Origin of the sequence: Microbacterium sp. NPDC057944, assembly GCF_042887445.1 — a bacterium.
GTDB lineage: Bacteria > Actinomycetota > Actinomycetes > Actinomycetales > Microbacteriaceae > Microbacterium > Microbacterium natoriense.
The window spans coordinates 1,021,476-1,047,675 of sequence record NZ_JBHVPJ010000001.1 but is presented as its reverse complement, the minus strand read 5'-3'; the positions used below and the strand labels follow the sequence as shown (position 1 = coordinate 1,047,675).

22 protein-coding genes are annotated in these 26,200 nt (G+C 69.9%); 6 read left to right on the top strand and 16 right to left on the bottom strand.

Features of this window, described 5'->3' with window-relative positions; translation table 11 throughout:
- The first annotated feature begins 31 nt into the window (after positions 1-31).
- Positions 32-1,732 carry an AMP-binding protein gene (locus tag ACFVRO_RS04715; protein ID WP_386949795.1) on the top strand — a complete coding sequence of 567 codons (1,701 nt, stop codon included), beginning with the start codon at positions 32-34 and terminating at the stop codon, positions 1,730-1,732.
- Positions 1,733-1,840: 108 nt separating this feature from the next.
- Here the strand turns inward: ACFVRO_RS04715 and ACFVRO_RS04710 are convergent, their stop codons facing one another.
- The gene (locus ACFVRO_RS04710) at positions 1,841-2,260 is read right to left on the bottom strand and encodes a hypothetical protein (RefSeq protein WP_386949792.1); all 420 of its coding nucleotides are present in this window, start codon (positions 2,258-2,260) and stop codon (positions 1,841-1,843) included.
- A gap of 299 nt (positions 2,261-2,559) precedes the next feature.
- Between ACFVRO_RS04710 and ACFVRO_RS04705 the strand changes: the two genes are divergently transcribed.
- Positions 2,560-4,665, top strand: a complete 2,106-nt coding sequence (locus ACFVRO_RS04705; protein ID WP_386949790.1) for a HelD family protein — start codon at positions 2,560-2,562, stop codon at positions 4,663-4,665.
- Here ACFVRO_RS04705 and ACFVRO_RS04700 read toward each other — a convergent pair.
- From ACFVRO_RS04700 to ACFVRO_RS04685, 4 genes are all read right to left on the bottom strand, one after another.
- On the bottom strand, positions 4,662-6,134 hold the full coding sequence (locus ACFVRO_RS04700; protein WP_386949787.1) for an MATE family efflux transporter: 1,473 nt from the start codon (positions 6,132-6,134) through the stop codon (positions 4,662-4,664). The genes ACFVRO_RS04705 and ACFVRO_RS04700 overlap by 4 nt on opposite strands.
- 136 nt (positions 6,135-6,270) lie before the next feature.
- The gene (locus ACFVRO_RS04695; protein WP_386949785.1) at positions 6,271-7,176 is read right to left on the bottom strand and encodes an ATP-binding cassette domain-containing protein; all 906 of its coding nucleotides are present in this window, start codon (positions 7,174-7,176) and stop codon (positions 6,271-6,273) included.
- Complete coding sequence (locus tag ACFVRO_RS04690; protein ID WP_223585560.1) at positions 7,173-8,216, bottom strand: ABC transporter permease; 1,044 nt, start codon at positions 8,214-8,216, stop codon at positions 7,173-7,175. The genes ACFVRO_RS04695 and ACFVRO_RS04690 overlap by 4 nt, the downstream gene beginning before the upstream one ends.
- 56 nt (positions 8,217-8,272) lie before the next feature.
- Entirely contained in the window at positions 8,273-9,256 is a 984-nt protein-coding gene (locus tag ACFVRO_RS04685; RefSeq protein ID WP_341940900.1) for a sugar ABC transporter substrate-binding protein, read from the bottom strand.
- Positions 9,257-9,414: 158 nt separating this feature from the next.
- Here ACFVRO_RS04685 and ACFVRO_RS04680 point away from each other — a divergent pair, with 158 nt between their 5' ends.
- The gene (locus ACFVRO_RS04680) at positions 9,415-10,599 is read left to right on the top strand and encodes a Gfo/Idh/MocA family protein (protein WP_386949782.1); all 1,185 of its coding nucleotides are present in this window, start codon (positions 9,415-9,417) and stop codon (positions 10,597-10,599) included.
- 57 nt (positions 10,600-10,656) lie between these two features.
- Here ACFVRO_RS04680 and ACFVRO_RS04675 read toward each other — a convergent pair whose 3' ends face one another.
- Genes ACFVRO_RS04675 through iolC form a run of 8 tightly spaced genes read right to left on the bottom strand, consistent with a single transcriptional unit; the run spans position 10,657 to position 19,685 of the window.
- Positions 10,657-11,454, bottom strand: a complete 798-nt coding sequence (locus ACFVRO_RS04675) for a TIM barrel protein (protein ID WP_386949778.1) — start codon at positions 11,452-11,454, stop codon at positions 10,657-10,659.
- Complete coding sequence (iolG, locus tag ACFVRO_RS04670) at positions 11,451-12,461, bottom strand: inositol 2-dehydrogenase (RefSeq protein WP_386949776.1); 1,011 nt, start codon at positions 12,459-12,461, stop codon at positions 11,451-11,453. Before iolG ends, ACFVRO_RS04675 begins: the two co-directional genes overlap by 4 nt.
- Positions 12,462-12,499: 38 nt before the next feature.
- Positions 12,500-13,417 (bottom strand): sugar phosphate isomerase/epimerase family protein, encoded by a 918-nt coding sequence (locus ACFVRO_RS04665; protein WP_386949773.1) that lies wholly within the window; start codon positions 13,415-13,417, stop codon positions 12,500-12,502.
- Complete coding sequence (gene iolD / locus ACFVRO_RS04660; RefSeq protein WP_386949770.1) at positions 13,414-15,339, bottom strand: 3D-(3,5/4)-trihydroxycyclohexane-1,2-dione acylhydrolase (decyclizing); 1,926 nt, start codon at positions 15,337-15,339, stop codon at positions 13,414-13,416. The genes ACFVRO_RS04665 and iolD overlap by 4 nt, the downstream gene beginning before the upstream one ends.
- Positions 15,336-16,274, bottom strand: coding sequence for a 5-deoxy-glucuronate isomerase (gene iolB, locus ACFVRO_RS04655; protein WP_386949767.1), 939 nt, complete (start codon positions 16,272-16,274; stop codon positions 15,336-15,338). Before iolB ends, iolD begins: the two co-directional genes overlap by 4 nt.
- A gap of 7 nt (positions 16,275-16,281) precedes the next feature.
- Positions 16,282-17,820 (bottom strand): CoA-acylating methylmalonate-semialdehyde dehydrogenase, encoded by a 1,539-nt coding sequence (locus ACFVRO_RS04650; RefSeq protein ID WP_386949764.1) that lies wholly within the window; start codon positions 17,818-17,820, stop codon positions 16,282-16,284.
- A gap of 9 nt (positions 17,821-17,829) precedes the next feature.
- Positions 17,830-18,726, bottom strand: a complete 897-nt coding sequence (locus ACFVRO_RS04645; protein ID WP_181155935.1) for a class I fructose-bisphosphate aldolase — start codon at positions 18,724-18,726, stop codon at positions 17,830-17,832.
- Entirely contained in the window at positions 18,714-19,685 is a 972-nt protein-coding gene (iolC, locus tag ACFVRO_RS04640; RefSeq protein WP_386951596.1) for a 5-dehydro-2-deoxygluconokinase, read from the bottom strand. Before iolC ends, ACFVRO_RS04645 begins: the two co-directional genes overlap by 13 nt.
- A 161-nt stretch (positions 19,686-19,846) precedes the next feature.
- On the opposite strand from iolC, the gene ACFVRO_RS04635 reads away from it, so the two are divergent.
- Positions 19,847-20,608: a GntR family transcriptional regulator gene (locus tag ACFVRO_RS04635; protein WP_386951594.1), complete on the top strand. Its 762-nt coding sequence runs from the start codon at positions 19,847-19,849 to the stop codon at positions 20,606-20,608.
- Between the two features lie 256 nt (positions 20,609-20,864).
- Positions 20,865-22,313 (top strand): D-serine/D-alanine/glycine transporter, encoded by a 1,449-nt coding sequence (gene cycA / locus ACFVRO_RS04630; RefSeq protein ID WP_386949761.1) that lies wholly within the window; start codon positions 20,865-20,867, stop codon positions 22,311-22,313.
- Between the two features lie 108 nt (positions 22,314-22,421).
- Here cycA and ACFVRO_RS04625 read toward each other — a convergent pair whose 3' ends face one another.
- The 3 genes from ACFVRO_RS04625 to ACFVRO_RS04615 form a co-directional block, all read right to left on the bottom strand.
- A complete protein-coding gene (locus ACFVRO_RS04625) occupies positions 22,422-22,856 on the bottom strand; it encodes a DUF2871 domain-containing protein (RefSeq protein ID WP_386949758.1) in 435 nt (144 codons plus the stop codon).
- A gap of 215 nt (positions 22,857-23,071) precedes the next feature.
- Positions 23,072-23,695 carry a response regulator transcription factor gene (locus ACFVRO_RS04620; protein WP_223585551.1) on the bottom strand — a complete coding sequence of 208 codons (624 nt, stop codon included), beginning with the start codon at positions 23,693-23,695 and terminating at the stop codon, positions 23,072-23,074.
- The gene (locus ACFVRO_RS04615; protein WP_386949755.1) at positions 23,692-24,942 is read right to left on the bottom strand and encodes a sensor histidine kinase; all 1,251 of its coding nucleotides are present in this window, start codon (positions 24,940-24,942) and stop codon (positions 23,692-23,694) included. Before ACFVRO_RS04615 ends, ACFVRO_RS04620 begins: the two co-directional genes overlap by 4 nt.
- A gap of 260 nt (positions 24,943-25,202) precedes the next feature.
- Between ACFVRO_RS04615 and ACFVRO_RS04610 the strand changes: the two genes are divergently transcribed.
- The gene (locus tag ACFVRO_RS04610) at positions 25,203-26,183 is read left to right on the top strand and encodes an aldo/keto reductase (RefSeq protein ID WP_386949752.1); all 981 of its coding nucleotides are present in this window, start codon (positions 25,203-25,205) and stop codon (positions 26,181-26,183) included.
- The last annotated feature ends 17 nt before the right edge of the window (positions 26,184-26,200 follow it).

Here is a 26,200-nt window from a genome sequence, read left to right as displayed (position 1 = left end):
TGGAACGGCACGTGAAGCAAGGGAGCACCGAATGAGCCGCAGCGCCACCGCAGCCACGCACACGATCCGCGAGATGCGGGACTTCCTCTTCGCGAACGCCACGGACTACGACGCCGCACGCGCCGGCTTCTCCTGGCCGCACCCCGACGAGTTCAACTTCGCGCTGGAGTGGTTCGACGTCGTCGCGGGAGAGGACCCCGACCGCTCCGCCGTGCAGATCGTGTCCGCCGACCTGTCGCTCGCGGAGTGGACCTACGGGCAGCTCTCCGCCCGCTCCGACCAGGTCGCCGCCTGGCTCACGGGTCTCGGCATCCGCCGCGGCGATCACGTCATCGTGATGCTGGGCAACCAGATCGAGCTGTGGGAGGTGATGCTCGCGATCACCAAGATCGGCGCGGTGTCGATCCCGACCTCGACGCTGCTGTCGGCATCCGACCTCGCCTACCGCATCGAGCACGGCCGCGCCCGCGCCGTCGTGACCCTCGGCGCACTCGCCGGGCGGCTCGACGGCATCGACATCCTGCGGATCGGCGTCGGCGACGGCATCCCCGCCGGGTGGGAGCGCTTCGCGGACTCCGCCGACGCCCCGACGGAATTCGAGCCGGATGCCCCGACCCCGGCATCCGACACCGCCCTGCTCTACTTCACCAGCGGCACCACCAGTCGTCCCAAGCTCGTGCAGCACACCCACGTCTCCTACCCGATCGGCCACCTGTCGACCATGTGGTGGCTGGGCGTGCGGCCGGGCGACGTGCACCTCAACATCTCGTCGCCCGGGTGGGCGAAGCACGCGTGGTCGAGCTTCTACTCGCCGTTCCTCGCCGAGGCCACCGTCTTCGTCTACAACTACGACCGCTTCGATGCGAACGCCCTCATGCAGGTCATGGACACCCACCACGTGTCGACGTTCTGCGCACCCCCGACCGTGTGGCGCATGCTGATCCAGGCCGACCTCGGACGCCTCACGCACCCGCCGCGTGAGCTCGTCGGCGCCGGCGAACCTCTGAATCCCGAGGTCATCGAGCGCGTGCGGAACGCGTGGGGAGGGACGATCCGCGACGGATTCGGGCAGACCGAGATGACGGCGTGCATCGGCAACTCCCCCGGTCAGCCGATCAAGATCGGGTCGATGGGACGACCGCTCCCCGGCTACCCCGTCGCGCTGCTCGACCCCGTGACGGGCGTCGTGACCGACGAGGAGGGCGAGATCGCCCTCGACCTGTCGCAGCCGCCCCTCGGCCTCATGGCCGGGTACTACGACGACCCGGAGAAGACGGCGGAGTCGCGTGCAGGCGGGTTCCACCACACGGGCGACATCGCGACGAGGGATGCCGACGGGTACCTCACCTACGTCGGCAGGGCGGACGACGTCTTCAAGGCCTCGGACTACAAGATCTCGCCGTTCGAGCTCGAGTCGGTGCTGCTGGAGCACGACCTCGTGGTCGAGGCAGCGGTGGTGCCGAGCCCGGATCCGACCCGCCTGGCGGTGCCGAAGGCGTACGTGTGCCTGCGAACGGATGCCGGAGCCGAGGCGGAGGCCGCACGATCGATCTTCGCCTACGCGCACGACCGCCTGTCGTCGCACCTGTGGGTGCGGATCATCGAGTTCGCGCCCGAGCTGCCGAAGACCATCTCGGGCAAGATCCGTCGCGTCGAGCTGCGCGCCCGCGAGGCCGCACGCGTCGAGTCCGGAGACGAGACCGGGCAGCACCGCGACCGCGACTACCGCTGAGTCTCCGCGGAGTCGCTCGGGTCGCGCGGCTCGGAGTCGCGCGGCAGTTCGCTGCACGCGCGGCAGAAGTATCAGCCGCGCATACAGGAATGAGCCGCGCGAACAGGGTCAGGCCGCGCGGACCGGATTCGGCCGCGTGAGCGTCGGAATCGTGCTGGTCGCCGGGGCGACGGATGCCGGAGCCACGACGGCCGGTGCAGCGGCCGTCGCCTCGGCCTTCTCCGCCCGCGTCGGCCACTCGGCGCCGGATGCGTTCATGATCGCGCGCACGACGCCGCCGATCACCAGCAGGCCGACGAGCGCCGCGACGGAGGCCAGCAGCGGCATCCACTGGCTGGCGAATCCGGCGATGGAGCTGATCATCGCGCTGGGGATCCAGAGCCCCACCGCGCCTCCGCTCAGACCGCTCGCGCCGCGTGTGATCGCGACGGCTGCGACGATCGCGCAGACCGCCGCGAGCACCGCGCCGACCACTCCGATCGGGACCATGATCTGGGCCAGATCGCTGGCCACCCTCGATGTCGTCATGACGACCCCCCGTCAGCGGTATCTCCGCACCTTCTACATTAGGAAAGTGTCTGGATGAACGCATCCGTCTCAAGGATGATGTTTCGTACTCCTGCGGTCTCACGTCGCACCGACCTCGATGACGGACCGCCGGACGATGCGGTGGGGAACGGTTGCGGAAACCGCACGTCTGTGCCCTCGCGACGCCTAGCCCCGTCTCTCATATCTGCTGATCAGGAGGCCAAATTCGGGCGCAGAAGTCAAAGTTGCCTTTGCCGATCCGACCCCCCAGGGTGGATCCCGGACGAAGGGAGAACCTGATGGCAGACGGGGTCGTCGACAAGAGGGAACAGGTCGAATCAGAACAGAGCGCGATCAGTGTGATGTACACGCGTCTGGACGCGGAGACGTCCCGACTCGGTGCGGCGCGAGCGCGAGCCGCGGCTTCGCCGGTCGATGGGCCGGAATCCCGACTGGCGAGGGATGCCGTGCTCGCACAGACGGACGGAGCCATGGGGCGGTTCCGGCTGGCAGAGCGCTCACTGTGCTTCGGACGGATCGACAGCACCGCGGGAACATCACTGCACGTCGGTCGTGTGGGGTTGCGCTCTGAGTCAGGCGAGATCCTTCTGGTCGACTGGCGCGCGGATGCCGCCCGCCCCTTCTATGCGGCGACGCCGGTCTCTCCCCAGGGTCTCCACCGCCGCCGCCACCTGCGCACCGAAGGTCGCCGTGTCGTCGACGTCACCGATGAGATCCTCGATGGAACGCGACCGACCCCGGAAGACGTGGTCGGTGATGGACCCCTCGCGTCGGCGTTGAGCAGTGCGCGTACCGGTCGCATGCGTGAAGCCGCATCGACTCTGCAGCGAGAGCAGGACGAGATCGTTCGATCCGCGCATCGCGGTGTGATGGTCGTCGACGGCGGACCCGGCACCGGCAAGACGATCGTCGCCCTGCACCGAGCAGCGTACGTTCTGTACGAGTTTCCGGCGCTCTCTGAACGGGGGATTCTGATCTTCGGCCCGAACAGGCGCTTCCTCTCCTACATCTCCGACGTGCTCCCCTCGCTCGGTGAGAACAACGTCGAGATGGCCACGACCGCTGATCTCGTCGGGGCCGAGTCGACGATGGGAGAACCGGACGCGGTGGCACGCGCCAAGGGCCGCCGCACCTTCGGAGAGGCTCTTGCACGACGGGTGACGGAACGGCAGCCGCATGGGGTGCCTCTGCGGCTCGCGACGACATACGGCGATGTCTTCCTGGACGCATCGCGGGTCGACGCCGCTAGGCGCAGCGCCCTGCAAGGTGGCGTCGGTCACAACCACGCACGGGAACTGTTCCTCGAACACGTCGTGGATGACCTCGTCAGCGAACTCGAACTCCAGACCGCGATGGAGACGGCGGAGTTCGAGGACGAGCTCAAGGACGTCGGGATCGACCTCGCCCGCATGTTCGCACGCCGACCCGGGGACCCCGAGCCTGATGATGTCGAGTCGTCATCCCCTGAGCCCACCATCGACTGGGACCTCATTCGAGATGACCTTCTCGAAGACGCTGGCATCCATCGGATCATCTCCGAAGTGTGGCCGCCGCTCCACGCGGAGGAGCTGCTCCGCGGGCTGCTCGCGGATCCCGATGCGCTGACTCGCGCCCTGCCGGAGCTTTCCAGCGACGAACTGCCATCGCTCGGCTCGGGAGCGCGGACCAAGTGGAGCAGAGCCGATCTTGCGGCGCTGGACGAAGCGCGCGCACTCGTGGACGGGCTACCCGAGACGACCTATGGACACATCGTCATCGACGAGGCCCAGCAGCTATCCGAGATGGAGTGGCGGATGCTCATGCGACGCTGCCCCAACCGCTCGATGACCGTCGTCGGTGACCTCGCGCAGGCGGGACCGACAACCACGATCGCGCGGTGGGAGGACGCGCTGGAACCGTTCGTGGCCGACCGATACGCGCACCACACCCTCACGGTCAACTATCGGACGACCGCCGAGATCCTCGAGTCCGCCTCGCCCTTGCTCACTCGCATCGCCCCGTCGCAACGACCCTCCTACTCGATCCGCCACGGCGAACCCCCGAACCTCCGCACGGTCTTCGACACCGACCTGGATGCGGCTCTCGACGATCTCGTCGCTCGACAGCAGCACGAGCATCCTCATGACCTGATCGGCATCGTCGTCGCGACGCGGCGCGCTCGGATGTTCGACGGCAGGTTCACCGGAAAGGGAGTGGTGGTCGTGCCGGCTCCCGACGCTCGAGGACTGGAGTTCGACGCGGTCATCATCGTCGATCCCGACGCGATCGAGGGCGAAAGCGACGCAGGGCTCCGCGATCTCTATGTCGCGCAGACCCGGGCAACCAAGCGCCTCTTCATGCTCACCATCGCGAGTGTCGGCGACGTCCGGGGCGCAAACGCCTAACGCCTCTTCAGGCGGGCGAGCGGCGACCTCTTCACCACGCGCACCGGCTGCGTGACCACGGCGTCGACCACCATCGATCCGTCGACCGGTCCGACGATGGCGATCGCCGACGTCTCGGTGGCCTCCGCGGGGTTCACCGGCATCCGTCCGAGGGCGCGGTGCGCGCTGATGTACGCCGGCACGAGCAGCACGATCGCCCCCACCCAGGCGAGCGGGTTGCTGAGCGCCACGCCGGGGAATCCGATCCACGCGCCGAGGGCGACCGCGGCGGCGACGCGCATCACGAGCTCGATGACGCCGGTGACGGTGGGCACGAGCGTGTGCCCGAGGCCCTGGAGGGCGCCGCGGAGCACGAACAGCACGCCGAGCGCCCAGTAGCCGCATCCGTTCACGATGAGCATGAGGTGCGCGAGCCTCACGACCTCGTCGGAGCCGTCGCCGATGAACAGCCGCACCATCGGCACGCCGAAGGCGATGATGACGATGCCGATCACCGCACCGGCGGCCACCGCCATCCACGTCGCCTCCACGACGCCGCGGCGGATGCGGTCGGGACGGCGCCCGCCGAGGTTCTGCGCCGTGTACATCGAGACGGCGAGGCCGAGCGACGAGAGGAAGGCCACGCCGAGGCTGTCGACCCTGGCGCCCGTGGTGTACGCGGCGACGGCGTCGGCGCCGATGGTGTTGAGCGCGACCTGCACGGTGAGGGTGCCGATCGCGATGATCGACGCCTGGAAGCCCATGGGCAGTCCGAGACGCAGGTGCTCGGCCACATCGGCGCGCGTGACGCGCCAGTCGCTGCGGCGCAGGTGCAGCAGAGGCAGGCGGCGGCGCACGAACTCCAGGCACAGCAGCACCGACACGGCCTGCGCGACGACCGTCGCCAGCGCCGCCCCGGCCACGCCCCACTCAAGCGGTCCGACCATGAGCACGACCAGCCCCGCGTTCAGGGCGCACGAGACCGTGAGGAAGACCAGCGGCGTGCGGGAGTCGCCGATCGCGCGGATGATCGCCGACAGGTAGTTGAAGAACATGGTCGCGCCGGCGCCGATGAAGCTGATCTGCGTGAACACCGTGGCCTCGGCCATCAGCTCGCTCGGCGTCTGCAGCAGCGCGAGGAGAGGGTGCGAGATCAGGGGCGCCCCGACCGTGAGTATCACGCTCGTGATGCCGGTGAGGATCACCCCGGTCGCGACAGATCGGCGCACCGCGACCTCGTCGCCGGCGCCGTAGGCCTGCGCGATGGGGATGGCGAAGCCGCTCGTGAGGCCCCACGCGAAGCCGAGCAGCAGGAACAGCAGCGGTCCGGTCGCGCCGACGGCGGCGAGGGAGCCGACGCCGAGGTGGCGGCCGACGACGATCGCATCGACGAACTGGTACAGCTGCTGGACGACATTGCCGAGCAGGAGCGGGATGGAGAAGGCAAGGATGACACGCCACGGACGGCCCGTGGTGAGAGAGGTGGCCATGAGGGAGCGGCTCGCAGAACTGGGGGGTGGATCGGGGGTCCGACCAGTTTATCGAATCGATTCGGCGAGCGGTATCCCCGAACACGCGGAATCGGCCGGCATCGCGGGGCGATGCCGGCCGATCTCTTCCGCGCGCTCAGGCGGATGCAGGGGTGGAGCCGCCGGACGGCGACTCCGCGTCGGGGCTCCCCAACTCCGACGCCTGCTCGGCCTCGCGCACGATCTCCTCGACGACCGGTGAGTCGTCGCCGATCTCCCGCTGCAGCTCGTGGGCGAGCGAATCGAGCTCCGCGCCACCAGCCATCATGCTCGTCAACTGCGCGAGGGAGATCTCCTCCTTCTCGAAGTTGCCGATGCTGGTACCGCGGTTCAGCAGCAGGAACCGATCGCCCACGGGGTACGCGTGGTGCGGGTTGTGCGTGATGAACACCACGCCCAGACCGCGGTCACGGGCCCTGGCGATGTACTTCAACACCACGCCCGACTGCTTCACACCCAGTGCGGCGGTCGGCTCGTCGAGGATCAGCACCCTCGCACCGAAGTACACCGCACGGGCGATCGCGACGCACTGGCGCTCTCCTCCCGACAGCGTGCCGATCGGCTGATCCACGTCACGCAGGTCGATGCCCATGTTGGCGAGCTCCGTGTACGTGATCTGCTTCATGCGCTTCACGTCGAGCCGACGGAGCGGCCCCCAGCCCTTCGTCAGCTCCGACCCGAGGAAGAAGTTGCGCCAGACCGGCATCAGCGGCACGACAGCGAGGTCCTGATAGACCGTGGCGATGCCGGCATCCAACGCCGCCCTCGGCGAGGAGAACGTCACCTGCGCCCCGTCGACGAGCAGCTCGCCGCTGGAGGGGGTGTGCGCCCCGGCCAGCATCTTGATGAACGTGGACTTGCCCGCGCCGTTGTCCCCCAGGACGCACGTGACCTGTCCGGCGTTCACCGTCGTGCTGACTCCGGCGAGCGCGTTCACCGGACCGTAGCTCTTGCCGATGTCGCGCACCTCGACGACGGGCGCCGTCGTGCTGACCGCGGTCATTTCACTCCTCCCGCCCTGAGTCGCACCCAGTGGTTCAGGAACACCGCCAGCAGCAGCATCGCTCCGAGGAACGTGCGCAGCCAGTTCGTGTCCCACTGGGCGAACGTGATGCCCTGGAAGACCATGCCGTAGATGAGGGCGCCCAGCGCCGCGCCGATCGCGGAGCCGAAGCCTCCCGTCATCAGGCAGCCGCCGACGACCGCGCAGATGATGTAGATGAACTCCTGCCCGACGCCCGTGTTCGCCTGCACCGTCGAGGTGCGGAACAGCGAGATCATGCCGACCAGCCACGCTGCACCGGCCGTGACCATGAACAGGCCGATCTTGGTCTTGAGCACGGGAACGCCCACCTGGCGGGATGACGTGACCGCCCCGCCGACCGCGAAGATCCAGTTGCCCGGCCGGGTGCGCAGCAGCACCCAGGTCGCGACGGCGGTGACGACGAACCACCAGAGCACCGAGATGTAGAAGGTGCCACCGCCGATCTCGATCGACGAGCCGAAGAGGGGCTGGATGCTGTCGTAGTAGGGCACCTTGGTCATGCCCTGGATGGCCACCTGACCGGTGATGAGCTTCGTGACGGCGAGGTCGATGCCCGCCAGGACGAAGAACGTGCCGAGGGTGATGATGAAGCTCGGCAGCCCGGTCTTCATCACGAGGAGGCCGTTGAGGGCGCCGATCGCGAGGGCCAGCACGAGCGAGACGAGCACGGCCACCCAGATGTTCAGCCCGTACCGGGTGGTCAGGATGCCGACCACGAGAGCGGTGAAGCCGGTGAGCACACCCGCCGAGAGGTCGAACTCCCCGCCGATCATGAGCAGGGCGACCGCCACGGCCATGATGCCGAAGGTCGATGCGGATTCGAGCCAGACGCCCGCTCCGGCGGTGGTCATGAAGCTCTTCGTGTAGACGGAGAAGAAGATCATCACCGCCAGCGCTGCGACGAGCGCTCCCATCTCGGGCCGCACGAGCAGATTGCGCAGCGGCCGCCGTTCTAGTCGCGGTCTGTTGCCCACCGTGACGATGTCCGTCGTTGTCATCTTCAGTCCTTTCGCCGGACGAGGGGGCGGGTGTCATCCCGCCCCCTCCGCCGGTGTTAGCGCGTGCCCTTCTTGGCGAACTCCGCGACCTGGGCCGCGTTGTCCTTCGTGACGAACGCCGGTCCGGAGTAGATCGGCTCTCCACCGCCGATGTCGTTGCCGTTGATGCTCTTGAGGTAGAGCGCGGTCACCCCGAGGAAGCCCTGCACGTACGGCTGCTGGTCGACCGCGAAGAGGATCTTGCCGTCGGCCACTGCGGCCACGACGTCTTCCGACAGGTCGAAGGTCGCGACCTTCGCCGCGCTGCCGGACTCCTCGACGGCGCCGACCGCGTCGATCGCGTACTGGCCGCCGAGGGTCAGCACGGCGTCGATGGAGGGGTCGGCCTGCAGCTTCGACTTGATGGTCGCCTTGACCTCGGCATCGTTCGTGCCGTCGACCTGCAGGTTCTCCATGGTGCCGCCGAACGCGCCGGCCGCGGCCTTGCAGCGCTCCTCGAGTCCGATGTTGCCCGCCTCCTGGATGACGCAGAGGGCGTTGGTCGCGCCTTCCGTGCTGAGGCGCTCGCCGACAGCGGCTCCCGCGATCGACTCGCTCTGCCCGACATGGGTGATCGCGCCGAACTCCTTGAACTTCTCGATGCCCGAGTTGATGGTCACGACCGGGATGCCGGCGGCGACGGCGCGCTCGACGCTCGCCTGGACGCCGTCGGGGTTGGCCATGGAGACGACGATGCCGTCGACCTTCTGCGCGATCGCGTTGTCGATGAGCTGCGACTGCTTCGCGGGGTCAGGGTCGGAGTTGTAGGTGACGTCGGCGCCGTAGTCGGCTCCGGCCTTCTCCGCGCCGGACTTGACGCGGTCCCAGAACGCGTCGCCGGGCGCTGCGTGCGTGACCACGGCGTAGCTCAGCCCTGAGGACTTGGTGTCGCCGCCGCCCTGCGAGTCGGTCGTCGGTTCCTGTCCGGTTCCAGAGCACGCCGACAGCAGCAGCGCGGCTGCGGCGGCGATCCCCAGAACGCCGATGAGGCGCTTCTTCATTTCGGTTTCCCTTCGATGCGGATCCTGTCGACGTCGACACGTCCCACCTGGTGACGTCGGTGTCAGGGCGATCCTGACACCGTGGAGTCCAAATGTCAATACATTCTGTCAACATCTCCATTCGGGGTATACGCTGTGTCCAACGGAAGGAGTCGCCCGTGGTGACGAAGAAGCACATCGGCGTCGGTCTGGTCTCGGTCGGATGGATGGGGCGCCTGCACTCACGCGCCTATCTGGAGGCGCACAGGCACTACCCCGACCTGCCCGTCGTCGCCGACCTCACGGTCGCCGCAGACCCGGATGCCGGGGGCCGCGAACACGCCGCCGACGTGCTCGGCTACCGCGAGACCGTCTCCGACTACCGCGAGCTGATCGCCCACCCGGACGTCGACGTGGTCTCGATCTGCTCGCCGAACTTCCTGCACCACGAGATCGCCCTCGCCGCGATCGAGGCCGGCAAGCCGTTCTGGATCGAGAAGCCGATGGGCCGCGGCGCCGGCGAGTCGCGAGAGATCGCACAGGGCGCTCTCGACGCGGGCCTCGTGACCTCGGTGGGCTTCAACTACCGGCACGCCCCCGCCATCGCGCACGCCAGGCGCCTGGTGCGCGACGGGGCGCTCGGCACGATCACGAACGTGCGCGTCGCCCTGCTCGCCGACTACTCGGCCGATCCTGACGGCGCCCTCACGTGGCGGTTCAGCCGCGATCGCGCGGGCAGCGGCGTGCTCGGCGACCTGCTCTCGCACGGGGCCGACCTCGCGCAGTACATCGTCGGCCGGATCAGCTCCGTCAGCGGGCTCACCGAGACCTTCATCCGCACCCGCCCCCTGCCGTCGGCCGGCGCGGCCAGCCACTTCAGCAAGGGCGCCGACGATGGCCCCCGCGGCGACGTCGAGAACGAGGACTACGCCGCGATCCTCGCCCGCTTCGACTCCGGTGCGGTCGCCGTGCTGGAGTCCAGCCGCGTCGCGATCGGCCCCCGCGCCGAGTACCGCATCGAGGTGTACGGCACGAAGGGCTCGTTGCGGTGGGACTTCCAGCGCCTGAACGAGCTCCAGTTGGCCGACGACGCCTCCGGCTACCGCACCGTCATGGCCGGGCCCGACTACGGCGACTTCGCGCGCTTCCAGCCCGGGGCCGGCACCGGCATGGGCTTCGACGACCTGAAGACCATCGAGGCCTCGCTGTTCCTGCGCTCCGTCGCCGAGGGCAGGCAGCTCGCGCCGTCGGCATCCGATGCATGGTCGGCGGCGGAGATCGTGGATGCCGCGCTGCGGAGCACGGCATCCGGAGCCTGGGAGTCCGTACCCGAGGTGACGGGCCCCACGACGTACGACGCGTGACCACAGAGAGGCCCATGCGGTGTGTCCGCATCGGCCTCTCTGTCACGTGACTGCGGCTCAGGCCCCGAAGGCGCTCCGGAACGCGTCGAGCGCGGCATCCGTGTCGGTGCGCGCCCAGCCCTCGAGGCCGATCACTCCGTCGTAGCCGAGGTCGCGCAGCGCGGCGGCGATCGCCTCGTAGCGGATCTCCCCCGTGCCCGGCTCGCAGCGACCAGGCACATCAGCGACCTGGATCTCGCCGACCCACGGCAGCGCCTCCCGCACGAGCTCGATCAGGTTCCCCTCTCCGATCTGCGCGTGGTACAGGTCGAGGTTGAGGCGCAGCCACGGAGAGTCCACGGCCCGCGCCAGACGCAGCGTGTCGGCGGCGCGGGCGAACGGGGTCCCGGGGTGGTCGACGGCGGTGTTCAGGTTCTCCAGCGTGAACACGCGCCCCTCGCGCGCACCCAGCGCGGCCAGGCGCGCGAGGGTATCCGCGGCGATCTCCCACTCGTGCGGGGCGACCTCGGTCTGCGGGCGCACCGGATGGCCGCCGGGCGCCAGCCCCGTGCCGTGCAGGTTCAGCCGGGGGGCGTCGATCACCTCCGCCTTCCGCAGCGACTCCTCTGCCGTCGCGAGGAGGTCGGCGATGCCCTCGGGCGTCGTGAGGTCGCCGCGGAGGTACCCCGTCATCGACGAGAACACCGCGCCGGTGGCGGCGAGAGCGGGGAGGTCCTTGGTGCTCCAGTCCCAGATCTCGACCTCGAAGCCGCGCTCGTGCAGACGGCGTACGCGCTCGACGAAGTCGAGGTCGGTGTAGAGCATCTCGGCCGACGCGGCCAGCCGGTAGCGGGCGGGCTGCTCGACGGCGCTCATCGCAGGTCGACCGGCACGACGACGCGTTCGGTCGCCGAACGCTGCGCGGCGTCGGCGAGGATCAGCGCCGCGCGCCCGTCCTCGAACGTCGGACTCGTCGACTCCTCTCCGCGGGCGAGTCGGATGAACTCGTGCAGCTCCGCGGCGTAGGCGGCGGCGTAGCGCTCCAGGAAGAACGGCTCGTACGGCGGCTTCGCCTCGACGGCATCCGCGGTCGACAGGCTGACGAGGCTGGTCGGCGCGTTCGCGACCTGCAGCATCCCGGTGCCGCCGAAGGCCTCGATGCGCTGGTCGTAGCCGACGGCGCTGTGCCGCGAGTTGACGATCGTGACGAGGGCGCCGGATGCCGCGCGCAGGGTCGTCACGGCGGTGTCGAAGTCGCCGTGCTGGGCGGCGCCGGCGTCGAAGGTCGTCGACCCGGATGCCGAGACCTCGACGATCTCGGGCAGGAAGAACCGTGCCATGTCGAAGTCGTGGATCGTCATGTCGCGGAAGATCCCGCCGGACACGGCGACGTAGTCGGCGGGCGGGGCCGAAGGGTCGCGGCTGATGATCGTGAGCTGTTCGAGAGCGCCGATCTCACCCGCGGCGACGCGGGCCCTGGCCGACGCGAACGCGGGGTCGAAGCGGCGGTTGAAGCCGAGCGCCACCGGCACCCCGGCCGACGCGACCCGAGGACGCAGCGCCTCGACCCGCGCGATGTCGAGGTCGATCGGCTTCTCGCAGAGCACGGGGATGCCGGCATCCACCGCCTGCGCGATGAGGTCGACGTGCGTCGGGGTCGGCGAGGCGATGAGGATCGCGTCGACCTGCCCCGAGGCGAACACCTCGTCGGGGGTGTCGGTCGCCGTGCCGCCGTACGTCGCGGCGACGCGGCGCGCGCCGTCGACGAAGGGATCGGCAACCCAGGAGAGCTGCGCGTCGGGGTCGGCGGCGATGCTCGCGGCGTGCACCTGGCCGATGCGTCCGGTGCCGATCAGGCCGAAGCGGAGGGGAGCGTGTGACATCGTGCGGTCCTTCGGGGAGAGGGGGTCGGGGAGAGGGGTCACGCCCAGGGGCGCAGCGCCTCGCGGTTGCGGATCTGGTCGGCCCCGCGCGCGGCGCGGAACTCGGAGAGGGAGACGTCGGGGCCGTTCAGCACGTCCTGCTCTACGACGATCCAGCCGTCGAAACCGCGCTCGTCGACGGCATCCATCACGGCGGCGAGGTCGATGTCGCCTGCGCCGAACGCGACGAACGAGCCAGACGACCAGACCTCGCGCATCCCGCCGCCGGCGGAGAGGACGCGCGTCAGCTCGCCGAGGTCGACGTCCTTCAGGTGCAGGTGGTTGATGCGGTCTCCCCAGCGGCGCACGGCGTCGAGCGGGTCTCCGCCCGCGATGAAGAGGTGCCCGGTGTCGAGGGTGAGGTCGACGTCGACGTTCGCGAGGAATCGGTCGATCTCGTCGGGCGACTCCACGAACGTGCCGGCGTGGTGGTGGAAGGTCGGCTCGAATCCGGCGGCGCGCACGATGGCCGCGGCGCGCTCGGTGTTCGCGAGCAGCCTTCCCCACGCGGCCTCGGCGAGCGGGTCGACCTCGCCTCCCCGACCCGGCGCCCCCTGACGGATGCTCGAGCCTCCGTCGGCGAGCGTGGGCAGCGGCAGCCGATCGGGACCGTCCTCTGCGGCATCGGAGAACGCGCGCAGCGCCTCGTGCAGCTCCGGCAGCGCCGCCTCGAACGCGTCGTCGTCGGAGAAGGGCAACTGCACCCATCCTCCGGCGAGCTCCAGCCCGTGGCTCCGCAGCCGCTCCCGCAGCCGCGCGCCCTGCCCGAAGAAGCCGGACGGGCCCAGGTCCACGCCGCGGTAGTCCGACTCGGCGAGCGTCGCCAGCAGGTCGTCGGGGCTGATCGTCTCGGCGCCCTCCGGGGTCAGCTCGAACACGCCGAAGCTCACCGGGGCGCCGGCCACCGTCGCCTTCATGCCTCTCCTCCGTCTTCCGCGCCCAGCAGCGGGCGCTGCGCCGTCCGGCGCTGTTCGTATTCGCGGCGTGCGCGACGGGTCGTCGGCAGCGACGCCTCCTCCGGCACCGGCACGTCCCACCAGCCCTCCCCGTCGGGGGCGTAGAGCAGCGGGTCGCTCTCGATGTGGATCACGGTCGACCGCGGCGAGGCCTTCGCTGCGGCGAGCGCGGCCGACAGGTCGTCGATCGCGGATGCCGTCGACGGGATCTCCACGACGTCCAGCCCGTAGCTGCGCGCGTTCATGGCGAGGTCGACCGGCAGCAGCCGCTCGGCGTGCGCCGGATCGTCCTGCATCCGGTAGCGCGTTCCGAACCGCTCCGAGCCGACGGTCTCCGACAGGTGGCCGATCGAGGCGTAGCCGTGGTTCTGCACGATCACGATGATGAGCTTGATGCCCTCGGCGACGACCGTGGCGAGCTCGGAACTCAGCATCAGGTACGAGCCGTCTCCCACCATCACGACCACGTCGCGGTCGGAGCCGGACGCCAGGGCGCCGCGCTTGGCGCCGAGTCCTCCGGCGATCTCGTACCCCATGCACGAGAACGCGTACTCGACGTGATAGCCGAGCGGGTCGCGAACGCGCCAGAGCTTGTGCAGGTCGCCGGGCAGAGAACCCGCGGCCTGGACGATCACGTCCTCAGGGTCGGTGGCCGCCTGCACGGCGCCGATGATCTCCGGCTGGCCGGGCCGTTCCAACCCCGATGGCGTGAAGGCGGCGTCGACCGCGGCATCCCACTCCGCCTTCTCCCCGGCGATGCGGGTGGCGTACTCATCGCTCACGAGCCGGACGGGCAGCGCCTCGGCGAGCGCGACCAGCGTCTCGCGGGCGTCGGCGATCACGGGCAGCTGCGTGCCGTGCTTGTACGCGTCGAAGGCCGCGACGTTGATGTTGACGAACTCGACGCCCGGATGCTGGAACGCGGTGCGCGACCCCGTGGTGAAGTCGCTGTAGCGCGTGCCGATGCCGATCACGACGTCCGCCTCGGCGGCGAGCCGGTTCGCCGCGGTCGAGCCGGTGGCCCCAACGCCGCCGAGGTGCTGCGGTTGATCCCAGTCGAGGCTGCCGCCGCCGGCCTGCGTCGTGCCGACGGGGATGCCGGTGGCCTCGACGAAGGCGCGCAGCTGCTCCTCTGCGCCCGAGTAGATCACGCCGCCCCCCGCGACGATGAACGGGCGCTTCGCGGCGCGGATCGCCCGCACGGCCCGCTCCAGCGCACCGCGTTCGGGGACGGGCCGGCGCACGTGCCACTCGCGCTCGGCGAGGAACGACAGCGGCACGTCGATGCTCTCGGCCTGCACGTCCTCCGGCAGCGCGATCGTGACGGCGCCGGTCTCTGCGGGGTCGACGAGCACGCGGAGGGCGTTCAGCGCGATCGAGAACAGCTGCTCCGGCCGCTGCACGCGGTCGAAGAAGCGCGAGAGCGGACGGAACGCGTCGTTGACGGTGAGCCCGATGTCCCACGGCTGCTCCAGCTGCTGCAGCACCGGGTCGGCCACGCGGGTCGCGAAGGTGTCGCTCGGCAGCAGCAGCGCCGGCAGCCGGTTCGTCGTGGCGAGCGCGGCGCCGGTGAGCATGTTGGTCGCGCCGGGGCCGACGGATGCCGCGGAGGCGAACGTCGCCCTGCGGCGGTGCATCCGCGCGAAGCCGACGGACTGGTGCACCATCGCCTGCTCGTTGCGGGCCTGGTGGTACGGCATGAGGCCGGGGCTCTCGACGTCAAGCTGGCGCAGCGCCTGGCCGATGCCGGCGACGTTGCCGTGCCCGAAGATGCCGAACACGCCGGGGATCGTCCGTTCGCGGATGTCGCCGTCGACCGTCCATTGGTTCGCAAGGAACCCGACCAGCGCCTGGCTGACCGACATCCTCCTGGTCGCCGTCATCGCGGCCCTCCTTCGTCGTGCTCGTCGTCGTGCGCTGATGCGCCCTCGGGGAAGGGCAGTCGGGGGTCGATCGGCTGCGAGGCCCACGCGTCGCGCACCCACGCGTGCGCGGGGTCGTCGCTGATCAGCCACTCGCGCTCGGGGTCCGGCCCCGCCATCACGTTCAGGTAGTACAGGTCGTATCCGGGGGCGGCGACCGCCGGGCCGTGGTAGCCGAACGGCACGAGGGCGATGTCGCCCGTGCGGACCATCGCGTCGATCTCGATGTCGCCGGCGGGAGAGGAGTAGGTGCTGAACAGCCCGAACGCGGCATCCGCCCCCTGCGTCGACCGGTCGGCGCGAGCCGCCTCGAAGTAATAGATCTCCTCGAGCCGCGACTCGTGACCGGGCAGGTGCTCGTCGTGCTTGTGCGGAGGGTACGACGACCAGTTGCCTGCCGGCGTGATGACCTCGCACACGATGAGCCGGGCGGCATCCAGCGCCTGCGGGGTGCCGAAGTTGTGCACCTGGCGGCTCGATGCCCCCGCACCGCGGAGCTCCACCGGGGTCTCGCCCGCCGCGATGCGTCTGGTCGGCCGGACCTCGGTCGTCGGCGACGAGGCGACGGCGACCCTGCCGCTCCCCCGCACGGTCGCCGTCGCATCGGACGAGAGGTACAGCACGTCGGTCGGGCCGTCGAAGACCGACGTCCGGCCCGCGAGCTCGACGGTCGACGAGGTTCCCTGCTCGATGACCTCCACCGTGAAGCTCCCGGCGAGCGGCACGACGATGCGCTCCTGCCCGCCGCCGTCCAGCGCGAGGGACTCGCCCTCGGTCAGCACGCCCACGCGCAGCCCCGTGTGCTGCCAGCCGGGGATGCCGTCGTCGACGACGCTCTCCCACCCCTCGCCGGTGAGCGCGCCGCGGCGATGGAACCATCCGGTCTCGTCGTTCATGCGCGCCTCAGCGGTTCTGCGGGAATCCGAGGTTGATGCCCTCGTGCGTCGCCGGGTCGAGCCAGCGGCTGGTGACCGCCTTCTCCCGCGTGAAGAACTCGAACCCGTGCACACCGTACGCCTTCGCGTCTCCGAACAGCGAGGCCTTCCAGCCGCCGAAGGAGTGGTACGCGACGGGGACGGGGATCGGGACGTTGATGCCGATCATGCCGACCTGCACCTCGGTCTGGAAGCGCCGCGCGGCGCCGCCGTCGTTCGTGAAGATCGCCGTGCCGTTGCCGAACTCGCCGGAGTTGATGAGGTCGAGCCCCTCCTGGAACGTCTCGACGCGCACGATCGACAGCACCGGGCCGAAGATCTCCTCGCGGTACGCCCGCGATGTGAGCGGGATCTCGTCGATCAGCGTCGGTCCGAAGAAGAAGCCGTCCTCGTGCCCGTCGACGACGAAGCCGCGGCCGTCCACCACGATGCGCGCCCCATCGGCGGCCGCGATGTCGACGTAGCCCGACACCTTCTCGCGGTGCGCGCCGCTGATCAGCGGGCCGAGGTCGGGCTCGCCGTCGGCATCCCCCGCGCCGTTGCCCACGCGCAGTCGGGAGATCCGCTCGGTGATCTTCTCGATGAGCCGGTCCGCCACCGGCTCCACCGCGATCAGGACGGAGATGGCCATGCACCGCTCGCCCGCGGCGCCGTAGCCCGCGTTGATCGCCTGGTCGGCGACGAGGTCGAGGTCGGCGTCGGGGAGCACCAGCATGTGGTTCTTCGCACCGCCGAGCGCCTGCACCCTCTTGCCGTGGCGGGATGCCGTCTCGTAGATGTACTGCGCGATCGGGGTCGAGCCGACGAAGGAGATCGACTGCACGACGGGGCTCGTGAGGAGGCCGTCGACCGCGAGCTTGTCACCCTGCAGCACCGTGAAGACGCCGTCGGGGAGCCCGGCCTCGCGCCACAGCTCGGCCATCCAGAGAGCGGCGGACGGATCCTTCTCGCTGGGCTTGAGCACCACGGCGTTGCCGGCGGCGATCGCGATCGGGAAGAACCACATCGGCACCATGACCGGGAAGTTGAAGGGGCTGACGATGCCGATCACGCCCAGCGGCTGCTTGATCGAGTACACGTCGATGCCGGTCGAGACGTTCTCCGAGTAGGCGCCCTTGATCAGGTGCGGGAACCCGGTCGCGAGCTCCACCACCTCCTGCCCGCGGAGGATCTCCCCCATCGCGTCGGAGAGCACCTTGCCGTGCTCACGCGTGACGATCTCGGCGAGCTCGCCCTTGCGGGCGTTCAGCAGCTCGCGGAACGCGAACAGCACCGCCTGGCGCTTCGCGATCGACGTGGCGCCCCAGGCCTTCTGCGCACGCTCGGCGGACGCGATCGCCTCGGCGATCTCGGTCTCGTCGGCCAGCGCCACCCGGCCGATCACGGCTCCGGTCGCGGGGTTGAAGACGTCGGCGGTGCGGCCGCTCGTCGAGGGGCGCTGCGCCCCGTCGATCCAGTGGCCGATCTCCTGCACACCCGTGAGGGCGGCTGTCATGTCGATGGTCATGCGGGCTCCTCAGATCAGCGTGGGGTGGACGAGTCGGGCCGCGATGTCGACGGCCGCGGCGACATCGCCGTCGGGCGGGTAGAGCAGGGTGCGACCGGCGGTGAGGCCTCGCACGCCGGGAAGCGACATCGCGTCCTCCCAGGCGGCGAAGGTCTCGTCGGGGTCGTCGGGAGAGTCGCCGCCGAGCAGCACGGTGGGCATGGTCGTCGCCGCCATCACGCGCTCCATGTCGGCCACGACGGGCAGCTTCATCCACGTGTACGCGCTGCTGCCGCCGAGACCAGCGGCGATCGCGATCGAGCGGATGACGGCATCCGGCGTCAGGTCGTTGACGACGTGCCCGTCCTTCCACTGGCTCACGAACGGCTCCAGCATGATGGGCAGTCGCGCGGCGGCGGCCTGCGTGACGGCGTGGGCGGTCGCCTCGAGCGTCGCCGAGGTGCCCTCGTCGTCGAAGTTGATGCGCATGAGCGTCTTCGCGAAGTCGAGCCCGGAGTCGACGAGGCTCGGCACGTCGTAGGCCGTGAAGCGGTCGTCCATCTCGAAGGTCGCCGAGCGGAGGCCGCCGCGGTTCATCGAGCCCACCACGACCTTTCCGTCGAGCAGGCCGAGAGCGGCGAGGTCGTCGATGATGTCGGGGGTCCCGAGCACGCCGTCGACGCCCGGTCGCGAGAGCGCCGTGGCGAGCCGGTCGAGCAGGTCGTACCTGTCGGCCATGGCCGTCGCGTCCGGTCCCACCGCGAGCGCGCCCCTGGCCGGATGGTCGGCGGCGACGATGAACATGCGGTCGTCGGCGCCCAGGATCTCTCGCCGCGTGCGCGCCCGCAGCGCCTCGGTGATCTCGTGCGGACGCCGCGAGCGGATCTCCCGCAGCCGCGCGAAGTCGGATGCCGTCAGGATGCCCATGTCAGTTCCCCCCCTGCCATCGCCTCGTCGACCTCCGCCGTCGTGGGCATGGCCGTCGAGCATTCCAGGCGCGAGGCGACGATCGCCCCCGCCGCGTTCGCGAAGCGGATGATCCGCTCGAGCTCCCACCCGCTCAGCAGGCCGTGGCACAGGGCGCCGCCGAACGCGTCTCCGGCGCCGAGGCCGTTGACGACGTCGATGACCAGCGGGGGCACCTCGACGGTCTCGTCTCGGGTCTTGGCGAGCACGCCCTTGGGCCCCTGCTTCACGATCGCGAGCTCGATGCCGCGGTCGAGCAGCGCGTCGGCTGCGCGGTGCGGGTCGGTCTCGCCGACGGCGATCTCGCACTCCTCGCGGTTGCCCACGGCCACGGTCACGGCGTCGAGCACGGCATCCACCTGCGCGGACGCTGCGGCCGGATCGCTCCAGAACATCGGGCGGTAGTCGAGGTCGAGCACCGTGTGCCGAGCGCGCCCCCTGGCAGCGAGCGCCGCGAGATGGGCGGAGCGGCTGGGCTCCTGGCTGAGGCCGGTGACCGTGAGCCAGAGGAGATCGGTCGCACGCACGGCGTCGAGGTCGAGCTGGTCGGCGTCGAGATTCAGATCGGGCGCCTTCGGGTCGCGGTAGAAGTACAGCGGGAAGTCGTCGGGCGGGAAGATCTCGCAGAACGTCAGGGGCGTCTTCAGCAGCGGATCGACGGCCACGCCGGACGGGTCGACGCCGAGGCGGTCGAGCTCACGGAGCAGATAGCGGCCGAAGGGATCGTCGCCCACACGCGAGACGAGGGCCGAGCGGCGCCCGTGCCGCGCCGCGGCGACGCTCACGTTGGCCGCGCTGCCGCCGAGGTACTTGCCGAAGCTCGTCACGTCTTCGAGGCCGACCCCACTCTGCAGCGGATAGAGGTCCACTCCGAGGCGTCCGAAGGCGATGATCTCGGGTGCGTCCTGCGTCTCGGTCATGCGCGCGAACACCTCTCTGTACGTCGGCATCCGCTTCGATGCTCGAATGTCCTAACAATAGCACATAGGTGTGTACGCGCAAGAGATCCAGATGTCCGTAATTGCGGACGTAAGATTGTCGGAACATGGACCCCGCGACCACGCGGGCCGGGGAGGGAACGATGGCCGGCGACGAGCCCCATTGGCCGGACGAGCTGTTCGCCGACCTCGACCGCACCGGCCCCGTGCCGCTGTACTACCAGGTCTCCAGCCGCCTCGAAGGGGCCATCCACTCCGGAGCCATCCCCGCCGGCGCCCGTCTGGAGAACGAGATCGCGATCGCCCAGCGACTCGGCCTCTCCCGCCCCACCGTGCGTCGCGCGATCCAGGAGGTCGTCGACAAGGGACTGCTCGTCCGACGCCGCGGCATCGGCACGCAGGTCGTGCAGGGACAGGTCACCCGCCAGGTCGAGCTGACCAGCCTCTACGAAGACCTCCAGGGCTCCCACCACGAGCCCGGCACCCGCGTGCTCGCCCACGAGGTCGTCCCCGCGACCGACGCCGTCGCCGTGGGACTCGGCGTGCCGGTCGGCGAGGACGTCGTCTACATCCGCCGCCAGCGCAGCACCGACGGGATGCCGGTGGCCGTGCTGGAGAACTACCTCCCCCGCGAGTTCCGCGACATCACCACCGACGACCTCGGCACCCGCGGGCTCTACCAGATCCTCCGCGCCCGGGGCGTGACGATCCGGATCGCCAAGCAGAAGATAGGCGCCCGGCGCGCCGAAGGAGACGAGAGCGAACTGCTCGACATCGACGACGGCGGCCCCGTGCTCACGATGGAGCGCATCGCCTTCGACGACTCCGGCAGGGCCATCGAGTACGGCCACCACTGCTACCGCCCCGACATGTACAGCTTCGAGACCACGCTCGTCGCGAAGTAGCCGATCCGGCTGACCCTCCGCGCGTCCAGAACTCCGGAGATCTCGGGCGGCGCCCGTGTCGGCGCCCGACGAATCGGGTCTGGCCCGTCCGACGGTCGGCGGATCTCCGGAGTTCTGGACGGCCTCGCGCGCGGCCGCGGCCCCGACGCCGATCCGGCTGACCCTCCGCGGATCGCCCGGGCGACGGCATCCGCGTGCATTAGCCTGCACACCGTGCCCGCGCGCGGGCGCAGTCGACGACGACCGGAGGATCACAGTGACGAATCAGCACTCAGGGGGCACCACAAAGGGCACCGGCGAGGAGGAGCATCTGCGGCGGGCGCTGAGCAACCGCCACATCCAACTGCTCGCGATCGGCGGGGCGATCGGCACCGGCCTGTTCATGGGCAGCGGCAAGACCATCTCGGTCGCGGGCCCGTCGGTCATCTTCGTCTACATGATCATCGGCTTCATGCTGTTCTTCGTCATGCGGGCGATGGGCGAGCTGCTGCTGTCGAACCTCAAGTACAAGTCGTTCAGCGACTTCGCCAGCGACCTCCTCGGCCCCTGGGCCGGCTTCTTCACCGGGTGGACCTACTGGTTTTGCTGGGTGGTCACCGGCGTCGCCGACGTCATCGCGATCGCCGGGTACACGGATGCGCTCATCCCCGGCATCCCGCTGTGGATCCCCGGCCTGCTCGTCATCATCATCCTGCTCGCGCTGAACTTGCCCACGGTCGCCGCCTTCGGCGAGATGGAGTTCTGGTTCGCTCTCATCAAGATCGTCGCGATCGTCGCGCTCATCATCACGGGCCTCGTGATGATCTTCACCGGCTTCCAGCATGACGCGGGCACCGCGTCGTTCGCGAACCTGTGGGACCACGGCGGCATGTTCCCGCACGGCTTCATGGGCTTCGTCGCCGGCTTCCAGATCGCCGTCTTCGCGTTCGTCGGCATCGAGCTCGTCGGCACGGCCGCCGCCGAGACGAAGGACCCGACGCGCAACCTGCCGAAGGCGATCAACGCCATCCCGATCCGCGTGCTGCTGTTCTACGTGGGCGCGCTCATCGTGCTCATGGCCGTGACCCCGTGGACCGAGTACGTCGCGGGCGAGAGCCCCTTCATCGCCATGTTCGCCCTCGCGGGCCTCGGCATCGCCGCGACGGTCGTGAACCTCGTCGTGCTGACCTCGGCCATGTCGAGCGCGAACTCGGGCATCTACTCCACCTCGCGCATGGTGTTCGGCCTCGCGCAGGACGGCGACGCCCCGCAGATCTTCGGCCGCCTGTCGTCGCGCAAGGTGCCGCAGAACGCGCTGTTCCTCTCCTGCATCCTGCTGCTGTCGGGCGTTGTGCTGCTGTACGCGGGCAAGGACATCGGCACCGCCTTCGACATGGTGACCACGGTCTCGGCCGTGTGCTTCATGTTCGTGTGGACGATCTTCCTGATCAGTTACATCGTCTACCGCCGCACGCGCAAGGAGAAGGCCGCGGCCTCGGCGTTCCGCATGCCGGGCGGTCTGTTCATGCCCTACGTGGTGCTCGCGTTCTTCGTGTTCATCCTGTGGGCGCTGACCACGCAGCCCGATACGCTGACCGCGCTGGCGGTGACGCCGATCTGGTTCGCGCTGCTCGTCGTGGCGTGGATCTTCGTGCGCAGGTCTCCGAACCACATCTCCCGTCACGAGGCCCACATCGCGCACCTGCGCGACGACTCCGCGGAGTAACGCGTTCACAACTCCTCAAGGATCGGCCGATTCCGCCCGGAATCGGCCGATCCTCGTTTGTCGGCCCTGTTTCTTGAGGAGTTGTGAACCAGGAACCCGGGACCCGGCTCAGGCGGAGGCCACCCCGGCGGGCTTCGGAGCGAACAGGCGCTTCCGCAGCGCGAGGAACAGCAGCACCATGCCCGCCGAGAGCAGGATGTGACCGAGCCCCGCGATGCCGGAGATCATGGCGGACGACTCCCGACCGAGCACCGTGAGGCATCCGTGCCAGACGAGCATCGCCGAGGTGAGCACGAGTCCGGCGTTGTAGATCCAGAAGAACCAGCCGAACAGGCGGCTCTCGCTCAGTGCGAACGTCTTCTCGAGCAGCAGCACGATCAGCAGCACGACGAAGCCCAGCACGAGGACGTGCGTGTGGACGAGACCGAGCTGGGTGAACTGCCCCTCGGGGAAGCCGTTGGCCTTGGTGAACTCGCGGTAGAAGAGTCCGGAGAGCACGCCGACGAGCATGTAGGCGAACGCGGCGTAGAAGAGCTTGCGCATGAGGGGTGTCCTTTCGAGGCTGACTCCAGCCTCGCTCCGCGGCTCCCGCACCGGATCCATCGTTCGGTTGAGATGCACGGCACGACACGACGCGACACGACGCGGCGCGGCCTCGCAGCGCACGCCTCCGCACGGCCTCGCACTCGTACGGCACGGCAGCGCCGTGCGAAGCTGCGACCGGCGAGACGCCCGAGACGTCCGAGACGTCCGAGACGTCAGAGGATGCCGGTGTCCCGGGCGATCGCGATCGCCCGGGCGCGACTGTCGGCGCCGAGCTTCTCGAACACGTGCACGAGGTGCGTCTTGACCGTCGCCTCGGTGACGAACAGCGTCTTCGCGATCTCCCGGTTCGATGAGCCGGTGTCGAGGAGCCGCAGCACGTCGAGCTCGCGCTCGGTGAGCCGCACCCGCGGTGCCCGCATGACCTCGACGACGCGTTCGCTGAGCTCGGGGGTGAGCACGAGCCCTCCTGCGGCGGCGTGACGGATCGCCTGCACGATCACGTCAGGAGCGACGTCTTTCAGCAGATATCCCGCTGCACCTGCCTCAATCGCCCCGAGAATCTCCGCATCTCGATCGAAAGTGGTGAGGATGATCACCGCGGGTGCCGGCTCCTGCGCCCGGAGTGCAGCGGTGGTCTGGACGCCGTCCATGCCGGAGCCCAGGCGCAGATCGCACAGCACGACATCGGGGTGCAGGTGCCGCGACAGCGCCACCGCCTCCTCACCGGATGCGGCCTCCCCGACGACCTCGATGTCGTCGCGGCGGTCGAACAACGAGCGCACGCCCGCACGCACGATGGGGTGGTCGTCGACGAGCAGCACGCGCAGCGCGGTCATGACGCTCTCCCCTCACCGCGGGGCGACGGGCGCCCTCCGACCGGGACGTGAGCCGAGAGCGCCGTGCCGTCGCCGGGGGCGCTCTCCACGTCGAGCCCGCCGCCGAGCTCGCGCAGCCGCGCCCGCATCGCGCGCAGGCCGTAGCCGCCGTCCGGCCCCGGCGCGTCGAGTCGCGCGGAATCGAAGCCGCGTCCGTCGTCGACGATGTCCAGGCGCACCGTGTCACCGGCATCCGCCAGCGTCACCACCACCCGCGAGGCGCCGGAGTGCGTGCGCACGTTCGCGAGCGCCGACTGGGCCGTGCGCAGCAGGGCGACCTCGGCGTCGAGGCCGAGCGCGGGGAGGTCGTCGGCCTGCAGCGTCGCCGCGATCCCGGTCTCGTCCGACAGACGCCGCAGCATCCGTCCGAGCGCGTCGCCGAGGGCGGCCTGCTCCAGTTCCGCCGGCATGAGGTCGTTCACGATGCGTCGGGCGTCGGCCAGTCCCTCTGCGGCGAGCGCCGCGATCTGTTCGAGCGCACGGTCGGGGTCGGCATCCTGCTCGGTCCCGGTCCGCGCCAGCATGCCGATCGACGCCATGCTCTGCGCGACGGTGTCGTGGATGTCGCGCGACACCCTCGTGCGCTCGGCGCTCGCTCCTGACTCGCGCTGCGTGCGGGCGAGCTCGTCCTGCAGGGCCGCCATCTCCTCGTGCGCCTGGACGAGCGAGGAGATGAGCCGACGCCGCTCGCGCGCGTCGCGGACGAGCTCGAGGTATCCGCGCGAGATCCCCAGCGCGAAGACCCCGCCGACCAGCGGGCCGATCACGTTGGCGTAGCTCGTGGTGCCGTGGTGCAGCACGGGTGCCGCGATGACGACGGCGAGGATCAGGATGCTCAGCGGAGCCGCCCACCGCATCCGCAGCACGAAACCGGAGAGCAGCCAGAGCGCGAAGGCGAGCCATACGTACTCCGGCGACAGCGCGACGGCGCCGAGCCAGATCAGCGTCAGCCCGAGCAGCCAGCCGGCGGCGAGGCGACGATCCTCGGTGCGCTCGCTCAGCACCAGACCGCCGCCGTACCAGCCGAGGAAGACGAGGCTGATCGCCAGCACCCACGGCAGGGGCACGCCGTCGAGCGCGGCCCGCCACGACCCGATCGCGACGAGCACCACGGTGATCACCGCCTGCCCGACCTGCACGGAGCCGATCAGCCCCGCCCAGGTGCGCACGCGCACGGGCTCGGCGGCGGGGTGATCAGGAGACGGCATCCTCACATTCTTCCCCGACCGTGCGGCGCGCGCCTCCACCTTTCGGTTGACCGCCCCTTCTCCGTTACCTGCCGCCGTCGAGTTCACGTGCACTCGCCGAGTGCACGGCATCCTCGCGTCGACAGCCCGTGCATTCGGCGAGTTCATGTGCACTCGACGGCGATGGAGGGCCTGGCAAGAGGGGGTGCGGCAGGGCCTCCCTCGGGAGGGAGAGGCGGGCGTAGCGTCGGAACGACAGGATGCCGACGGAAGGACACCCCATGCACACGCGCACACTCGGACAGGGCCTCGAGGTCTCGGCGGTCGGACTCGGCTGCATGGGCATGTCGCAGAGCTACGGCCCCAACCCCGGCACACGCGAGGAGATGATCGAGGTCCTGCGCTCGGCGCTCGACCTCGGCGTCACCTTCTTCGACACGGCGGAGGTCTACGGTCCCTACGTGAACGAGGAGCTCGTCGGAGAGGCCCTCGCGCCGATCCGCGACCAGGTCGTGATCGCGACGAAGTTCGGCTGGAAGATCGAAGACGGCAAGAGCGTCGGCCTCGACAGCAGGCCCGAGCAGATCCGACGGGTCACCGAAGCCTCGCTGCGCCGGCTGCGCACCGACACGCTCGACCTGTTCTACCAGCACCGCGTCGACCCGGACGTGCCGATCGAAGACGTGGCAGGGACGGTCGGCGAGCTGATCGCCGAGGGCAAGGTTCGGCACTTCGGCCTCTCCGAGGCGTCGGCGGAGACCATCCGGCGCGCGCACGCCGTGCACCCGGTGACGGCCCTGCAGAGCGAGTACTCGCTGTGGACGCGCGAGCCCGAGGCGTCCGTGCTTCCCGTGCTCGCCGAGCTCGGCATCGGCTTCGTGCCGTTCAGCCCCCTCGGCAAGGGCTTCCTGACCGGCACGGTCGATCAGAGCACGCCCTTCACCGAGGGCGACATCCGCGGAACCATCCCGCGCTTCAGCGAGGAGAACCGCGCAGCGAACCAGGAGCTCGTCGGTCAGGTCGCCGCTCTCGCCGCCGCGAAGGACGCCTCCCCCGGACAGATCGCCCTCGCGTGGCTGCTCGCCCGCGAGCCGTGGATCGTGCCCATCCCCGGCACCCGCCGCACGGCGCGCATCGCCGAGAACGCGGGCTCGACCGCCGTCGCGCTGTCCGCCGACGAGATGTCCGCCCTCGATCAGCTGGCCACGCGGGTCCACGGCGCCCGCTACAACCCCCAGCAGATGTCCTTCATCGACCGCTGACCCCGCTCTTCCCGCCG

Bases quoted from the DNA above. Each gene is read 5' to 3' on its own strand.
- ACFVRO_RS04715 (WP_386949795.1), top strand. From the start codon at position 32: ATGAGCCGCAGCGCCACCGCAGCCACGCACACGATCCGCGAGATGCGG.
- ACFVRO_RS04710 (WP_386949792.1), bottom strand. From the start codon at position 2,260: ATGACGACATCGAGGGTGGCCAGCGATCTGGCCCAGATCATGGTCCCG.
- ACFVRO_RS04705 (WP_386949790.1), top strand. From the start codon at position 2,560: ATGGCAGACGGGGTCGTCGACAAGAGGGAACAGGTCGAATCAGAACAG.
- ACFVRO_RS04700 (WP_386949787.1), bottom strand. From the start codon at position 6,134: ATGGCCACCTCTCTCACCACGGGCCGTCCGTGGCGTGTCATCCTTGCC.
- ACFVRO_RS04695 (WP_386949785.1), bottom strand. From the start codon at position 7,176: ATGACCGCGGTCAGCACGACGGCGCCCGTCGTCGAGGTGCGCGACATC.
- ACFVRO_RS04690 (WP_223585560.1), bottom strand. From the start codon at position 8,216: ATGACAACGACGGACATCGTCACGGTGGGCAACAGACCGCGACTAGAA.
- ACFVRO_RS04685 (WP_341940900.1), bottom strand. From the start codon at position 9,256: ATGAAGAAGCGCCTCATCGGCGTTCTGGGGATCGCCGCCGCAGCCGCG.
- ACFVRO_RS04675 (WP_386949778.1), bottom strand. From the start codon at position 11,454: ATGAGCGCCGTCGAGCAGCCCGCCCGCTACCGGCTGGCCGCGTCGGCC.
- iolG (WP_386949776.1), bottom strand. From the start codon at position 12,461: ATGTCACACGCTCCCCTCCGCTTCGGCCTGATCGGCACCGGACGCATC.
- ACFVRO_RS04665 (WP_386949773.1), bottom strand. From the start codon at position 13,417: ATGAAGGCGACGGTGGCCGGCGCCCCGGTGAGCTTCGGCGTGTTCGAG.
- iolD (WP_386949770.1), bottom strand. From the start codon at position 15,339: ATGACGGCGACCAGGAGGATGTCGGTCAGCCAGGCGCTGGTCGGGTTC.
- iolB (WP_386949767.1), bottom strand. From the start codon at position 16,274: ATGAACGACGAGACCGGATGGTTCCATCGCCGCGGCGCGCTCACCGGC.
- ACFVRO_RS04650 (WP_386949764.1), bottom strand. From the start codon at position 17,820: ATGACCATCGACATGACAGCCGCCCTCACGGGTGTGCAGGAGATCGGC.
- ACFVRO_RS04645 (WP_181155935.1), bottom strand. From the start codon at position 18,726: ATGGGCATCCTGACGGCATCCGACTTCGCGCGGCTGCGGGAGATCCGC.
- iolC (WP_386951596.1), bottom strand. From the start codon at position 19,685: ATGACCGAGACGCAGGACGCACCCGAGATCATCGCCTTCGGACGCCTC.
- ACFVRO_RS04635 (WP_386951594.1), top strand. From the start codon at position 19,847: ATGGCCGGCGACGAGCCCCATTGGCCGGACGAGCTGTTCGCCGACCTC.
- ACFVRO_RS04625 (WP_386949758.1), bottom strand. From the start codon at position 22,856: ATGCGCAAGCTCTTCTACGCCGCGTTCGCCTACATGCTCGTCGGCGTG.
- ACFVRO_RS04620 (WP_223585551.1), bottom strand. From the start codon at position 23,695: ATGACCGCGCTGCGCGTGCTGCTCGTCGACGACCACCCCATCGTGCGT.
- ACFVRO_RS04615 (WP_386949755.1), bottom strand. From the start codon at position 24,942: ATGCCGTCTCCTGATCACCCCGCCGCCGAGCCCGTGCGCGTGCGCACC.
- ACFVRO_RS04610 (WP_386949752.1), top strand. From the start codon at position 25,203: ATGCACACGCGCACACTCGGACAGGGCCTCGAGGTCTCGGCGGTCGGA.